Raw genomic sequence first — 15,148 nt, 5'->3', positions numbered from 1 at the left:
CGGTGGCTCCGGCTGTCGCCGGGTGGCGCTGCCGCCGGCGCGGCAGCGCCACATCTAGGCGACATGTCGCTGCATGCTCCGACTCCGTGCCAGAAAGAACACCAAGTCGGACAAATGAACTGAGGGAGCGCTCTCTGAGGAAGGATCGTCCTCGGCGGCGGATCTGTCAATGGCAGGTATAAATTGATCGCTCTACGCGACTGTCGGTAATCGCGGCGAAATCTGGCGTTCATACGCGCATGCTGCGCAGACGCGATCGCGGCGTCGAAATGGGCGGATACGCACGGTCACCGCAGTGCGGCCGAGAACGGATCTCCAAGATCGTTATAGTGCTCCGGAAGGCGGGGAGCGCTCCCGGGTTGCCGGTCTAAAGCATTCCGGCCAGCGGATCAGTCCCCTCGTGGCGCGGTATGCCATTTGTAACGAGACGGCAACGGCGACTTGACATAAGGGAGACGTGCGACGAGTGTCAGAGACCACACCGGTAGAGCGCTCTCACAGGGAGCGCTCTCTGGAAGATCAACGATTCTTGACCAGCAAATCTGTAAGACGTCCGTACCCCTGCCCTGGAGGACAGTCCATGCGTTCCGTGTTTTCGCGCCGGCGGGTCACCGCGGTCGCGGCGCCGCTGCTCGCGGCCGCGCTCGCGCTGACCACCGCCGCTTGCGGCGGTAGCGACGACCCGGCGAAGCCGGGTGGCAAGGTCAAGCTGACCATCGCCACGTTCGGCGAGTTCGGTTACAAGGATCTGTACAAGGAGTACATGCAGCTCAACCCGAACGTCGAGATCACTGAGCGGATCACGAAGGCTGAGGACCACCACAAGAACCTGGCGGCTCACCTGGCGACGAACACGGGTGCGGCTGACATCGAGGCGATCGAGGAGGGCTGGGCGGGCCAGTTCACCGCGAACCCCGGCAAGTTCTACAACTGGGCCGACTACGGCGCCAACGACATCAAGTCGCAGTGGCCGGCGTGGAAGTGGCAGCAGGGTTCGGCCGCCTCGGGTGAGGTCATCGGTCTGGGCACCGACGTCGGTGGTATGGCGATGTGCTACCGCCGTGACATCTTCGAGAAGGCGGGCCTGCCGACCGACCGTGAGGCCGTGACGAAGCTGTGGCCGACGTGGGAGGACTACATCGCCACGGGCGTGAAGTTCAAGGCCGCCAACGTCAAGGGCTCCTCCTGGATGGACGGCCCGACCGTCATGTACCGCTCCGTGCTCGGCCAGCAGCCGGTCGGCATCTACGACGGCGCCAACGTCGTCGTGGAGACGAACCCGGGTGTGAAGAAGGCCTGGGACCTGACGATCGACGCGATCAACAAGGGCCTGTCGGCGAAGATCGCCGCCTGGTCGGCGGACTGGAACGCGGGTATGGCCAACGGTTCGTTCGTCACGCTGGCGTGCCCGTCGTGGATGATGGCCTACATCCAGTCGCAGGCCAAGGACTCCTCGGGTAAGTGGGACATCGCCGGTATCCCCGGTGGTGGCGGTAACTGGGGTGGTTCGTTCCTGACGCTGCCCAAGCAGGGCAAGAACGTTGCTGAGGCGTCGAAGCTGGCCAAGTGGCTGGTGGCGCCGGAGCAGCAGGCGAAGGTGTTCCGGGCGCTGGGTAACTTCCCGTCGACGGTGTCGCTGTACGAGCAGCCGGTGATCAAGGACTTCAAGAACCCGTTCTTCAACAACGCTCCGGTCGGCCAGATCTTCTCGCAGTCGGTGAAGACGATGGTGCCGCAGTACATGGGCCCGAAGTCCGGTGACATCAACACCGCGATCCAGAACGGCCTGACCCGGGTCGAGCAGGGCAAGCAGAAGCCGGACGAGGCCTGGACGCAGTCCCTCAAGGACGTCAAGGCCCTCCTGTAAGTCCTACCGCATCATCCGCCGGTTCTCCGCCGGCCGCCCGTAGAGGCGGCCGGCGGGGGACCGGCTCCGTTGGACGCTCGCCCGAGAAGCCGCCTCGATGGAAAGCCGACCATGAAAAACGCTCTCTACCGCCTTGACCTGAAGGCCTCGCCGTACCTGTACGTCGTGCCGTTCTTCGTGCTCTTCGCCGCGTTCGGGGTGTTCCCCCTGGCGTACACCGCGTGGGTGTCGCTGCACGACTGGAGCCTGCTGTCGGACACCCACACGTTCGTGGGCATCCAGAACTACAAGGACCTGTTCGCCGACGAGTACTTCTGGAACGCGCTGCGCAACACCGCCCAGATCTGGGTGATGTCCACCGTTCCGCAGCTGATCATGGCCCTCGTGCTGGCGCACGTGCTCAACCAGCGCCTGCGCGCCCCCACGTTCTGGCGCATGACGGCCCTGCTGCCCAACATCACGTCGGTGGCCGCGGTGGCGATCATCTTCGGGCAGATCTTCGGCAAGGACTACGGCCTGATCAACTGGCTGCTGGACTCGCTCGGCCTCGGCCGCATCGACTGGCAGGCCGGCACGGCGTCGTCGCAGATCGCGATCTCGGTCATGATCATCTGGCGGTGGACGGGCTACAACGCCCTGATCTACCTGGCCGCCATGCAGGCGGTGTCGAAGGACCTCTACGACGCGGCGTCGCTGGACGGTGCGAGCAGCTTCCAGCAGCTCACCCGGATCACGGTCCCGGCGATCCGCCCGACGATCATCTTCACGGTCATCATCTCCACGATCGGCGGCATGCAGGTCCTCGCCGAACCGCTGCTGTTCGGCGGGGCGAGCGTCACCGGCGGTTCGGACCGGCAGTTCCAGACGCTGTCGCTGTACCTGTACGAGGTCGGCTTCTCCCGCTTCGACTTCGGCTACGCCTCGACCGCGGCCTGGGTGATGTTCTTCATCATCGTCATCGTCGCCGGCATCAACTACTTCCTGACCAGCCGTGTGCGGAGCTCGCGATGACCACCACGACCCCTGCCGCCAACTCGTACGCCGGCCGCGCCGCGGCCACCGTGGAGCCCGAGGCCCAGATCAAGCGCCGCCGCGGATTCCGCGCGGACCGCCGCCCCGGCAAGCTCGTCTACCTCGCCCTGGCCGGCGTGGCGCTGTTCTCGGCGTTCCCGCTGTACTGGTCGCTGGTCGTGGCCTCGCACGACAACGGCATCCTCGGCCAGGTCCCGCCGCCGCTCGGCCTCGGCGGCAACCTCTTCGCGAACCTGGACCGCGCGTTCGGCACCGTCCCGTTCTTCAAGGCGCTGCTGAACTCGGTCATCATCTCGGGAGCCATCACCTTCAGCGTGGTGCTGTTCTCGACGCTGGCCGGGTTCTCGTTCGCGAAGCTGCGGTTCAAGGGCCGCAACGCGCTGCTGGTGGTCATCATCGCCACGATGATGATCCCGAACCAGCTGGGCATCATCCCGCTCTACATGCTGATGGCGAAGATCGAGTGGACCGGCACGCTCTACGCGGTCGTCGCCCCTGGTCTGGTCAGCGCGTTCGGCGTGTTCTTCATGACCCAGTACCTGCGCGAGGCCGTCCCGGATGAGCTGCTCGAAGCGGCCCGGGTCGACGGCTGCACCACGATCCGCATCTTCTGGCACGTCATCCTTCCGGCCTCGAAGCCCGCCGCCGCGGTGCTGGGCATGCTGACGTTCATGACGGCGTGGAACGACTTCTTCTGGCCCCTGGTCGTGCTGACTCCCGAGGACCCGACGGTGCAGACCGCGCTGTCGACCCTGGCGTCGGGTTACATCCAGGACTACTCGCTGTCGCTGACCGGAACGGCGATCGCGACCGTGCCGCTGCTGGTCGTGTTCGGCCTGCTCGGCAAGTACATCATCGGAGGCATCATGCAAGGAGCGGTGAAGTCGTGACCGCCGTCGCACCAGAACAGCTCACCGGCACCGCCCTGCGGTTCCCGCAGGGCTTCCGGTGGGGCGCGGCCACGGCCTCCTACCAGATCGAAGGCGCCGCCAGCGAAGACGGACGCACCCCCAGCATCTGGGACACCTTCTCCCGTACCCCGGGCAAGGTGTTCCAGGGTCACACCGGTGACGTGGCCTGCGACCACTACCACCGGTTCCGTGACGACGTGGCGATCATGGCCGAGCTCGGGCTCGGCACCTACCGGTTCTCGGTCGCCTGGCCGCGGATCAAGCCGGACGGCTCCGGCCCGGTCAACTCCCGCGGCCTGGACTTCTACGACCGCCTCGTCGACGAGCTGCTGGCCAAGGGCATCTCGCCCATGGCCACCCTCTATCACTGGGACCTGCCGCAGGCCCTGGAGGACCGGGGCGGCTGGACCAACCGCGACACGGCCTACTACTTCGCCGACCTGGCCGCCGCCATGGTGGCCCGGCTCGGCGACCGGGTCGCGACCTGGACCACGCTGAACGAGCCGTGGTGCTCGTCGTTCCTCGGCTACGCCTCGGGCATCCACGCCCCGGGCCGCCAGGACGCCCGCGCGTCGTTCGAGGCGCTGCACCACCTGCTGCTCGCCCACGGCCTGGGCGTGCGCGCCCTGCGGGCCGGGGGCGCGCGGGAGGTGTCGCTGACGCTGAACATGACGTCGGTCCGGCCGCTGAACCCGGCCGACCCGCACGACCAGGCGGCGGCCCGGCACATCGACGGGCTGCAGAACCGGATCTTCCTCGACCCGGTGCTGCGCGGCTTCTACCCCGAGGACATGCGGGCGCTGTTCGAGCGGTTCGGCGCCGCGCATGTGATCAAGCCGGGCGACGATGCGGTCATCGCCTCGCCGATCGACCTGCTCGGGGTGAACTACTACCAGCCCGCGCTGGTGCGAGCCAAGATCGGTGCCACGGCCGGGCTGACCAACCCCGGCAGCGAGGGCATCGAAGAGGTGCGCCAGCCGCACCCGGTCACCGACATGGACTGGCCGGTCGACCCGTCCGGCCTGTACGAGCTGCTCATGAGGCTCGCGACGGACTACCCGAACACTCCGCTGATGATCACCGAGAACGGGGCTGCGTACGCGGACGTCGTGGAGGACGGCCGGGTGCACGACTCCGATCGGATCGGGTTCCTCGACGGCCACCTGCGCGCGGTGCACGCGGCTCTCGCCGAGGGCGCCGACCTGCGCGGCTACCTCGCGTGGTCGCTGATGGACAACTACGAGTGGGGCTACGGGTACGGCAAGCGCTTCGGCATCGTGCACGTCGACTACGACACCCAGCGGCGCATCCTGAAGGACAGCGCCCGCTGGTACGCCGAAGTGATCGGCCGTAACGGCCTCGAGTGAGGCAGGGGCCGGGCAGCCCAGCTTGGGGGAGCTGGCTGCCCGGTCTTGTTCGGGAAGCCCGATGCCGGGCACCCGTGCGGGACGCGCTGGACCAGAGCCCGGCGCGTCCCGTCAGCTGTCTACCGGTTCGCGCGCGGCACGACCAGCGGCGTGCCGGTCTCCGGGTCCTCGATGATCCGGCACGGCAGGCCGAACACCTGCTCGACCAGCTCGGGCGTGACCACGTCGGCGGGCGTGCCCTCGGCCACGATCGACCCGCCGCGCATCGCGATCAGGTGGGTGGCGTAGCGGGCGGCCTGGTTGAGGTCGTGCAGCACCGCGACCAGGGTGCGGCCCTGCTGCTGGAGCGTGCGGCACAGCTCCAGCACCTCGATCTGGTGCGCGATGTCCAGGAACGTGGTCGGCTCGTCCAGCAGCAGCAGCGGCGTCTGCTGGGCCAGCGCCATCGCGATCCACACCCGCTGCCGCTGGCCGCCGGACAGCTCGTCGACGGCCCGCTCGGCCAGGTCGGCGACGCCGGTCGCGGCCATCGACTCGGTGACGATCCGCTCGTCCTCGCGCGACCACTGCCGCAGCAGGCCCTGGTGCGGGTACCGGCCGCGGGCGACCAGGTCGGCCACGGTGATGCCGTCGGGCGCGATCGACGACTGCGGCAGCAGGCCCAGCCGCCGGGCCACCTCGCGGGTGGGCAGCGACGAGATCACCTGACCGTCCAGGTGCACCTGCCCCCGGGTCGGGCGCAGCAGCCGCGACAGGGCGCGCAGCAGCGTCGACTTGCCGCAGGCGTTGGGGCCCACGATGATCGTGAACGAGTCGTCGGGGATGGACACGCTGAGCCCGGCGGCCACCACCCGCCCGTCGTAGGCGAGGGTGAGATCGTCGGCGGCGAGCCTGGTCACGGTCTGCTCCTGAGGGGTGGAGGGGGTGGCGGCGGCTGGGGTGGCGGTGGTGGTCATACCCGGCCCGCCCGGCGCTGGCGGTAGAGCAGCCAGACGAGGTACACGCCGCCGAGCACGCCGGTGAGCACGCCGACGGGCAGCTGGGTGTCGCCGAACGCGTGCTGCGCCACACCGTCGGCGGCCAGCACGAGCACGGCCCCGACCCCGGCGGCGGGCAGCGTGTTCGGGCCGGGCGCGCCCGTGATGCGGCGGGCGAGCTGCGGCGCGGTCAGCGCCACGAACGAGATCGGGCCCGCCGCGGCGGTCGCGGCGGCCGTCAGCAGCACGGCCGCGCCGAGCTGCACCAGGCGGGTGTGGTCGGCGCGTACGCCGAGGGCCTGGGCGGCGTCGTCGCCGAGTTCGAGGGCGCGCAGGGCGCGGCCGCCGAGCAGGACGACCGGTGCCAGCACCAGCACCGCCGCCAGCAGCGGCCACACGTGGGCGGCGTCGCGGCCGTTGAGCGAGCCGGTGAGCCAGACCGTGGCGCGGGTGGCGTCGACGAACTCGGCCCGGGTGAGCAGGTAGTTGTTGACGGAGTTGAGGGCGGCGGCGATGCCGATGCCGACCAGCACGATGCGGTACCCGTGGCTGCCGCAGCGCCAGGCCAGCAGCCATACGGCCAGTCCGGCCAGGACGCCGCCGGCGGCCGCGCCGAGGCTGGTGCCCAGGGCGCCGGCGTCGGCGAGCACGATCGCGACCAGCGCGCCGGTGGCCGAGCCGTAGCCGAAGCCGACGACGTCGGGGCTGCCCAGCGGGTTGCGGGTGACGCTCTGGAACACGGCTCCGGCCAGCCCGAGGGCGATGCCGACCAGCACGGCCACGGCCACGCGGGGCAGGCGCAGCTCGGTCACGATGAACCGCTGGGCCGGGCTGCCGTCGCCGAGCAGCACCTTGACCACGTCGAGCGGCGTCATCGGGAAGTCGCCGTAGCCGAGCTGCCACACGGCCAGCGCGAGCGCGGCCAGGGCCACGGCCAGCCCGGCGACCAGCGCGCGGGTGGGCGTACGCAGGGACAGGGCGCCGCCGCGCAGCACGGTCCGCCCGGCGCTCACCGCTGCACCGTCCGGCGGCGGACCAGCGCGACGAACAGGGGCGCGCCGACCACGGCGACGGTGATCCCGGCCTGGAGCTCCGAGGGGCGCGCCGCGATCCGGCCGAGCACGTCGGCGGCCAGCAGCAGCGCGGGGGCCAGCAGCGCGGCGTACGGCAGCAGCCAGCGCAGGTCGGGGCCGCTCAGCGGGCGGACCAGGTGGGGGGCGAGCAGGCCGAGGAAGACGATCGGGCCGCAGGCGGCGGTGGCGGCTCCGCACAGCAGCGTGATCGCGATCAGGGCCGCGGCGCGGGTGCGGTCGGTGCGGGCGCCCAGGGCGCGGGCGGCGTCGTCGCCCAGGGCCAGGGCGTTGAGCGGCCCGGCCAGCAGCAGGGCGAGCACGATGCCCGCGATCAGCACCGGGGCGACCTGGCCGAGCACGGCGCGGTTGGCCGAGGCGAGCGAGCCGACCGTCCAGAAGCGCATGATGTCCAGCGCGGCGCTGTCCAGCAGGATCACGGCGCTGACGTAGCCGGTGAGCGCGGCGGTGAGCGCGGTCCCGGACAGGGCCAGGCGGACCGGGGTGGCGTGGCGGCCGCCGCCGAGGACGTACACGACGGCGCTGACCACGGCGGCCCCGAGCAGCGCGAACCACAGGTAGCCCGACAGCGAGCGCAGGCCGAGGAAGCTGGCGGCGCTGACGACGGCCGCGGCGGCGCCCGCGTTGACGCCGAGCAGGCCGGGGTCGGCCAGCGGGTTGCGGGTCAGCGCCTGCATCACGCTGCCGGCCAGGCCGAGCGCGGCGCCGACGAGCAGGCCGAGCAGGGTGCGGGGCAGGCGCAGGTCGTGCACGATCACGTGGTTCTCACGGCCGTCGGGGTGGACCAGTCCGGTCCAGACGTCGGACAGCGGGACCTGCTTAGTGCCCAGCGCGAGGCTGGCGGCGGCGACGGCGGTCAGCAGCAGCGCGGCGGCGACGAGACCGGCGGCGCGGGGGATGCGGCGGGTCTGCGCAGGTGGGACGGGGGTCGTCGGGGGTGGATCAGCCGGGGGCATGGCCTTAGGTTAGCCTACCCTCACCGCACTCCGCCCAGCGGGGAACGCGGGGCTCAGCCGTACCCCTGAAAGAAGGCACCATGCTCGCACGTCCCACGAACCTGACCCGTCGCGGCTTCCTCGGCGCTGCCGGCCTGGCCGGCCTCGGCACCGTACTCGCGGCCTGCGGGGGCACCGACACCCCGGTCGGTGCCGCGGCCTCGTCCGGCCCGTGGGCCTTCACCGACGACCGCGGTGTCAAGGTCGGCAAGGACAAGGCGCCGACCCGCATCGTCGCGTTCACCGGCACCGCGGCCGCGCTGTACGACTTCGGCGTCAAGGTCACCGGCGTGTTCGGCCCGACCACGCTCAAGGACGGCTCGGCCGACCCGCAGGCGGGCAACCTGCCGGTCACGGACGTCACCGTGCTGGGCAACACCTGGGGCGAGTTCAACGTCGAGAAGTACGCCGGGCTCAGCCCGGAGCTGCTGGTCACCAACACCTACGTCAAGGACGCCCTCTGGTACGTCCCGGACGAGGCCAAGGACAAGATCGCGCAGCTGGCGCCGAGCGTGGCGTTCAACATGATCGGTACCGACCTCCAGAAGATCATCGAGCGGTACGCCGCCTTCGCCGCCTCGCTGGGCGCCGACCTGGCCGCGCCACCCGTCGCCGACGCCAAGAAGCGCTTCGAGACCGCCGCCGAGGCGATCCGCACCGCGGCCAGGGCCAACGGCGGCCTCAAGGTCATGGCCTGCTCCGGCAGCGCCGACCTGTTCTACGTCTCCACGCCGAGCTCGGCCGCCGACCTGACGTTCTTCGAGTCGCTGGGCGTGACCTTCGTCCAGCCCGACAACGTCGAGGGCGGCTTCTTCGAGAGCCTGAGCTGGGAGAAGGCGGGCAAGTACGCCGCCGACGTGCTGCTGCTCGACTCCCGCTCCGGCACCCTCCAGCCGACCGACCTGGCCGCCAAGCCCACCTGGGCCGGGCTGCCCGCGGTCAAGGCCGGGCAGATCACGCCGTGGCTGAGCGAGCCGCGCTTCTCCTACGCCGGCGCCGCCCCGCTGCTGGAGACCCTCGCCACCGCGCTGCAGAACGCCAAGAAGGTCGCCTGACCGTCACCGCACGGGTGGGCGGGTGCCGGTCAGCGGGTGGCGCGGTCGACGCGGTCGGCCAGGCGGATCACCGCGGCGATGACCTGAGGTCCGTCGAACAGGTCGGCGTCGTTGTGGTTCGCCCCCTCCACCACGGTCACCTCGACCGGGCCGCCCGCCCGTGCGGCGACCTCCTGGCTCAGCCGGGTGGGCACGACCGTGTCCGCGCTGCCATAGACGACCGCGGTCGGCACGCTGATCCCCGCGAGCTGCTCGGCCACCGGGAACCGGTCGCGCAGCAGCAGCCGCACCGGCAGGAACGGGTAGTTGGCGGCACCGGCCGCGGCCAGGTCCGTGAACGGCGAGCGCAGCAGCAGCCCCGCGGGCGGCAGTTCCGCCGCCATCTCGGTCACGACGGCGCAGCCGAGGCTCTCCCCGAAGTAGATCAGCCGCTGCGGGTCGGCGCCCTCGACGGTGACCAGGTGCGCCCGCGCGGCCCGTACGTCGCGGGCCAGGCCCTCCTCGTCGGGGCTGCCCGGGTTGCCGCCGAAGCCGCGGTAGTCCAGCAGCAGCACCGTGAAGCCCCGCCCGGCCAGCGCCGCGGCCAGCGGCGCCCGCCCGGCCCGGTTGCCGCCGTTGCCCGGCGCGTACAGCACCGCGATGTCGCGGTCGGGGCCGGTCGGCGGCACCAGCCACGCCGCCAGCCGCAGACCGTCCGAAGTGGTGAGCTCCACGTCGCGGCTGCCCGGCAGGGCCCGCTGGGCGGGGCCGGGATCGGAGCGGTCGGGCAGGTAGATGAGGCGGCGCTGTAGCGCCCATACCGCTGTCAGCAGGAGGGCGACGACCAGCAGCACCGTCGCCACCACCCGCACCGCCGCCGCCATGCCCACATTCTGGCCTACCGCGCGCATTCCGGCCGACCGCCGGACCGCAGCCGCACCCCGCGCCGCCCGCGCTGGGGCGGGCGGCGCGGAGAACGGCTACCAGGGCAGGGGTGAGTCCTGCGGGTGCAGCACGGTCAGGCGCTGGGTCGCCCGGGTCAGCGCGACGTACAGGTCGCTGTGCCCGCGCGGGGACTCGGTGACGATCCGGTGCGGGTCGAGCACGACCACCGAGTCGAACTCCAGGCCCTTGGACTGGCGCACCGTCAGCACCACCACCTGGCTCTCCAGATCGGCGTCGGCGCCCAGGGCGGCCTTGGGCAGCGCCGCCAGCACGGCCGCGCCGACCTCGTCGAGCAGCCCGGCCGGGACGAGCACGCCCAGCCGCCCGTCGTCCAGCACCGCCGCCTCGGCCAGCGCGGCACGTGCCGCCGCACCGGCCAGGTCACCGTCCGGCACCGCGAGCACCTCCGGTTCGGAGCCGGTGCTGCGGACCGAGCGGGGCGCCAGCAGCGCCGGGTCGATCTCGGTCAGCACCTTGCCCGCCAGCTGCATGATCTCCGTCGGCGTACGGTAGTTGACGGTCAGCTCCTCGCGCCGCCACCGCTGCCCGACGTACGGCTCCAGCGCCTGGCTCCAGGCCGAGATCCCCGACAGGTCCCCGGTCTGCGCCACGTCGCCGACCACGGTCATCGACCGGCTCGGGCTGCGCCGCATCAGCAGCCGCCACGCCATCGGCGACAGCTCCTGCGCCTCGTCGACGATGATGTGCCCGAACGCCCAGTTGCGGTCGAGGGCGGCCCGCTCGGCGGCGGTCAGCCGGGTCGTCTCCTCGTGCCGCTCGCCCAGGAGCCCGGCGTCGAGCAGGTCGGCGGCGGTCAGGATCTCCGGATCGATCTCGTCCTCCAGGTCGATCGACCGGGACCCGTGCAGGATCTCCAGCGCGCCCTCGGCGTACGCCGACTGCTGCCGGCGGCGCCACCGGGCCAGCAGTTCGGCGTCCCGGTCGTCCTCGCCCAGCAGCTCGGCGGCCTCGTCGAGCAGCGGCGCGTCGGCCGCCGTCCACGCCGAGCCGCGCGGGCGCGCCAGCAGCGCACGCTCGGCCCCGGACAGCATCGGTGCGGCCGAGTCGAGGCGGTCGGTGCTGCGGTACAGGTCGGCCAGCAGCGTCTGCGGGGTCAGCACCGGCCACAGCCAGTCCAGCGCCGTCTGCACGCCGGGCTCCTCGGCCAGCTCGCGGCGGATCTCGGCCAGGTCGGCCTCCTCCAGCAGCTGCGGATCGCCGGGGGCGTCACCGCCGCCGAGCGGGTCGTCGGCGTACGGGTCGACGCCGATCAGGTCGGCGTACCGCAGCGACAGCGCGTGGATGATCTCGGTGTCGAACAGCGACCGCGCCAGGTTGTGCGGCTTGCCGGTCCGGCGGGCGTTGGCCCGCGCGTCCTCGCAGGCCGCCCGGTCCAGGATCAGGTGGTCGCCGTTGTCGAGCGAGATCTCCAGGTAGTCGTGCGGGGCCCGCTGCCGGTCGCGGACCGCCCCGGCCAGCACCTCGGCCATCACCGCGCGCCCCTTCACCTCGGCGGCCGCGTCGGACTCGGTCCCTTGCGCGCGCACCCCGGGGAACAGGTCGCCGACGGTGCGCAGCAGCACACCCGTCTCGGCCAGCGACGGCAGCACCTGCGAGATGTACCGCAGGAACGTCTCGTTCGGGCCCACCACCAGCACCGCCCGCCGCGACAGCTCCTGGCGGAACGTGTAGAGCAGGTACGCCGCCCGGTGCAGCGCCACCGCCGTCTTGCCGGTGCCGGGGCCGCCCTGCACCACCAGCACTCCGCCCGGGTCGGCGCGGATGATGCGGTCCTGCTCGGCCTGGATCGTCTGCACGATGTCGCGCATGCGGCCGGTGCGGCCCGCGCCCAGCGCCGCGAACAGCGCCGCCTCGCTGGTCAGCTCGTTGTGGTGCGAGGCCGCCGCGGCCGACTCCAGGTCGAGCACCTCGTCGTCGAGGCCGGTGACGGTGCGCCCGGCGGTGCGGATCTGGCGGCGGCGCCGTACCTCCTGCGGGGACGCGGCCGTGGCCAGGTAGAACGGCCGGGCGGACGGGGCGCGCCAGTCCAGCAGCAGCGGCTCGTAGTCGCCGTCCTCGTCGAAGATGCCGATGCGGCCGATGCGGTAGCGGTGGCCGTCGAGGAAGTCGAGGCGGCCGAAGCACAGGCCGTTCTCCACCGCCCCGTACGTGGCGACCTGGTCGCTGTACTGGCCTATCAGCGAGTCCCGCTGGGACCGCTCCTGCAGCGTGCCGCCGCTTTGCAGCAGCGTCTGCGCGAGCCGGTCGGCGGCGTTCTCGCGCAGACCATCGAGGCGGCCGTAGAGCATGGACACGTACTCCTGCTCGACGCTGAGCTCGCCATCCCGGTCGGCGGCAGGGAAGCTTGACAAGCCCCACTCCTTCATGCGTATACTAGGCCTCGAACGCACGCCACTGGCGGCGTTCTTTTTAGTTGGCGTAAACAGCCAACCGCCTAATCTAGCGCACGATCCCCCTCCCTCCACGTCGATCATGAACTTATGGTCGTGTTCGACGGCGTGTCATGCCCATAACTTCATGATCGACGCGGTGAGAAGCGGGCGGTCAGCGGCAGTTGTGGATGGCGGTGGTGGCGGAGGCGAGGAGCAGGTCCGCGCTGACGCCGAGGGTGGGCGGGACGATCAGGTGGACCGCGGTGACGGTCAGGCCGTCCGGGGTCGGGATCTGCTCGTTGACGATCAGCTTCGCGCCGGGCAGGCCCGGTAGCGGGACTGTCGTGTTCGGTGCCGTGGCGGCGTCCACCGCCACCCCGCCGACCAGGATGCGGCCCAGGGCGACCGTGGCCGACGAGCCGCCGCAGCTCGTGGCCGACACCGCGCGCAGGTCGCGCAGCGAGATCGCGGGCAGGCCGGGCAGGCCCAGGTCGACGCCGTCCACGGTCGCGGTCGCGGTGGCGGAACCGGGCGCGGTCGTGGTCACCACCCTGGCGCACAGCGCCGACGCCTGGAGCGCCACCAGCGACAGCGAGGCGGTGCACGGCGTGGCCGTGGCGGACGGCGTCGCGACCCGGACCGGGCCGGTGTCCGGCGTCGCCGCGACCCCGACGGCGCCGACCAGCAGCTTCAGCTTGCCCGACAGGCCGAGGGCGCGGCCGGTCAGGTGCTGCAGGCCCACGTCCGCCGCGGTCCGGCCCGGCTCATAGAAGACGCTTCCCGCGTACGAGGCCGACACCGGCAGCCGCCCCGAGGCGTCCAGCGGCTGCGCCACCTTCGCGATCACGCACGCCGCGACGCCGTCGGCACCGGTGTCGGCCGTGCACGACTGCCGGGCCGCGCCGTCGCCCAGCGTCAGCACCACCGGGGCACCCGCGACCGGCGTCCCGTCCCCGGGCACCGGCGGCACCGACCCCTCGGTCAGCCGGGCGGCGAGCCGCGCCGGCTCGTCGTCGGCCACGTTCAGATCGCCCTGGTACGACAGCTGCGTCTGCTCCCTCGTCACCGCGAAGCCCGCGCCGCCCGCCGACGGCAGGTGCACCGCGTCCCCGGCGTACGCCGCCGTGACCGGATACCCGCCCGGCTGCTCCTGCGGCACCACCTCACACGCGGCCACCCCGTCCGCGCCCGTCGCGGCGGTGCACGACTCGGCCCCGTTCAGCGCCAGCACCACCGGCATGTCCGGCAGGGGAGCACCCGTGCCCGACAGGGTCAGCTTCGCGGCCAGGCGCACGGGATCGTGGTAGTCGCCGGTGACCGCGCCGGTCCACACCAGCGTGGTCGGCTTGCGGCGGACCTCGAACACGCCCGCGTACGACGACGGCTCCCGGGTGGTGTCCCCGGCGTAGGTGACGGCCAGGTCGCGTACCCCCGCCGGAGCCTGCGGCGTCACCACGCAGCTCGCCTCACCCGAGCCGTTCGTGACCGCGCCGCAGCCGGCCGTCCCCGCCAGCGCGAACGCCAGCGGCGCACCGGCCACCGGGGCACCCGAGCCGGTGTAGGACAGCTTCGCGCGCAGCGTCGCCGGGGCGCCGATCGGGCCCGCCGTCGCGCCGAGGAAGGCCAGCGTCGTGCCGTACACCTGGTAGGTGATCGTCACCGACGCCTCGGCGTCGGTCGCCTCGACCACGACGGCGCCGGTCCCGGGCCCGGCGTAGCTGGAACCCGCGCCGCCGTCACCGCCGTCGAACCCGGCCAGCAGCGGCGCGGGCGGCGCCCCGCCCGACGATCCGCCACCCCCGCCGAACCAGCCGCCGCCTCCGCCGCCCCCGCCGCCGCCGGTCGACCCGGGCACCGCGAACGCCCCGGCCCCGCCCTGGCCCCGGCCGCCCGCGCTGCCCAGCAGGCCGCCGAGTCCGAACGGGACACCGCCGCCGCCGGGAGCCTCCGTCGAGGCGTCGCCGCCGTCGCCCGAAGGGCCGCAGCCGATCGCGAAGCAGCGCCCCGCGCCGCCCCCGCCGCCCCCGGCGACCAGCAGCCGCGACCCGGGGGAGTCGCACGGGCTGCCCAGCGAACAGGTACGCACGTCGGACGCGCCGCCGCCCGCACCGCCGTCGTACGGCGAACCGGTCCCGCCCGTGCCCCCGCCGCCGAAACCGGGCCGACCGCCGTCGCCGGGCTGGCCCACCTCGACCCACAGGCGGGTCACCCCGGCCGGGATGGCCAGGTCGGCCGAGACGCGCTGCCCGCGCCCACCCCCGTTGCCGCCGCGCGCGCCGACGAGTTCCACATGCACGCTGCTCACCCCGGCGGGCACGGTCCACGACTGCTCGCCGCCGGTCGCGGCGAACGCGGTCGAGACACCGTGATCGGCGTAGGCCGGTGCCTGCGCCGTGACCAGTCCGGCCAGCGTGGCCGCGATCCCGAGCACCATCGCCAGGCCTGCCCTGGCCACCCCGTTGCGCACCGGTCCTCCTCGACAGACGTCACTCGACCGGTTCAACGACGCCCACCCACCCACCACGCTGTCGTCCTC

The 15,148-nt window shown here is 72.4% G+C and carries 11 protein-coding genes; 5 read left to right on the top strand and 6 right to left on the bottom strand.

Annotated elements, in window-relative coordinates:
* Window positions 1-580: 580 nt before the first annotated feature.
* The 4 genes from Cs7R123_RS25635 to Cs7R123_RS25620 all read left to right on the top strand — a co-directional run bounded on the left by Cs7R123_RS25635 (window position 581) and on the right by Cs7R123_RS25620 (window position 5,177).
* Window positions 581-1,867 (top strand): extracellular solute-binding protein, encoded by a 1,287-nt coding sequence (locus Cs7R123_RS25635; protein ID WP_212830259.1) that lies wholly within the window; start codon window positions 581-583, stop codon window positions 1,865-1,867.
* A 111-nt stretch (window positions 1,868-1,978) separates the two neighbouring features.
* Complete coding sequence (locus tag Cs7R123_RS25630; protein ID WP_212830258.1) at window positions 1,979-2,878, top strand: carbohydrate ABC transporter permease; 900 nt, start codon at window positions 1,979-1,981, stop codon at window positions 2,876-2,878.
* Window positions 2,875-3,789, top strand: coding sequence for a carbohydrate ABC transporter permease (locus tag Cs7R123_RS25625; protein WP_212830257.1), 915 nt, complete (start codon window positions 2,875-2,877; stop codon window positions 3,787-3,789). The genes Cs7R123_RS25630 and Cs7R123_RS25625 overlap by 4 nt, the downstream gene beginning before the upstream one ends.
* Window positions 3,786-5,177 carry a GH1 family beta-glucosidase gene (locus Cs7R123_RS25620; protein ID WP_244872139.1) on the top strand — a complete coding sequence of 464 codons (1,392 nt, stop codon included), beginning with the start codon at window positions 3,786-3,788 and terminating at the stop codon, window positions 5,175-5,177. Before Cs7R123_RS25625 ends, Cs7R123_RS25620 begins: the two co-directional genes overlap by 4 nt.
* A gap of 119 nt (window positions 5,178-5,296) precedes the next feature.
* Here the strand turns inward: Cs7R123_RS25620 and Cs7R123_RS25615 are convergent, their stop codons facing one another.
* Genes Cs7R123_RS25615 through Cs7R123_RS25605 form a run of 3 tightly spaced genes read right to left on the bottom strand, consistent with a single transcriptional unit; the run spans window position 5,297 to window position 8,201 of the window.
* Window positions 5,297-6,133 (bottom strand): ABC transporter ATP-binding protein, encoded by an 837-nt coding sequence (locus Cs7R123_RS25615; RefSeq protein ID WP_212830256.1) that lies wholly within the window; start codon window positions 6,131-6,133, stop codon window positions 5,297-5,299.
* Window positions 6,130-7,167 carry an iron chelate uptake ABC transporter family permease subunit gene (locus Cs7R123_RS25610; protein WP_244872138.1) on the bottom strand — a complete coding sequence of 346 codons (1,038 nt, stop codon included), beginning with the start codon at window positions 7,165-7,167 and terminating at the stop codon, window positions 6,130-6,132. The genes Cs7R123_RS25615 and Cs7R123_RS25610 overlap by 4 nt, the downstream gene beginning before the upstream one ends.
* Entirely contained in the window at window positions 7,164-8,201 is a 1,038-nt protein-coding gene (locus tag Cs7R123_RS25605; protein ID WP_212830255.1) for an iron ABC transporter permease, read from the bottom strand. Before Cs7R123_RS25605 ends, Cs7R123_RS25610 begins: the two co-directional genes overlap by 4 nt.
* A gap of 80 nt (window positions 8,202-8,281) precedes the next feature.
* Here Cs7R123_RS25605 and Cs7R123_RS25600 point away from each other — a divergent pair, with 80 nt between their 5' ends.
* Entirely contained in the window at window positions 8,282-9,295 is a 1,014-nt protein-coding gene (locus Cs7R123_RS25600; protein WP_212830254.1) for an ABC transporter substrate-binding protein, read from the top strand.
* 29 nt (window positions 9,296-9,324) lie between these two features.
* On the opposite strand, the gene Cs7R123_RS25595 is transcribed toward Cs7R123_RS25600, so the two are convergent.
* The 3 genes from Cs7R123_RS25595 to Cs7R123_RS25585 all read right to left on the bottom strand — a co-directional run bounded on the left by Cs7R123_RS25595 (window position 9,325) and on the right by Cs7R123_RS25585 (window position 15,079).
* Entirely contained in the window at window positions 9,325-10,158 is an 834-nt protein-coding gene (locus tag Cs7R123_RS25595; RefSeq protein ID WP_212830253.1) for an alpha/beta hydrolase, read from the bottom strand.
* A 96-nt stretch (window positions 10,159-10,254) separates the two neighbouring features.
* Entirely contained in the window at window positions 10,255-12,606 is a 2,352-nt protein-coding gene (locus Cs7R123_RS25590) for an ATP-binding domain-containing protein (protein ID WP_212830252.1), read from the bottom strand.
* A 178-nt stretch (window positions 12,607-12,784) separates the two neighbouring features.
* Window positions 12,785-15,079 carry a choice-of-anchor P family protein gene (locus tag Cs7R123_RS25585; protein ID WP_212830251.1) on the bottom strand — a complete coding sequence of 765 codons (2,295 nt, stop codon included), beginning with the start codon at window positions 15,077-15,079 and terminating at the stop codon, window positions 12,785-12,787.
* Window positions 15,080-15,148 lie beyond the last annotated feature (69 nt).

It is taken from the genome of Catellatospora sp. TT07R-123 (assembly GCF_018327705.1).
Classification (GTDB): Bacteria; Actinomycetota; Actinomycetes; order Mycobacteriales; family Micromonosporaceae; genus Catellatospora.
Note: the sequence above shows the minus strand (reverse complement) of the source record. Positions and strands in the feature narration are given on the sequence as shown.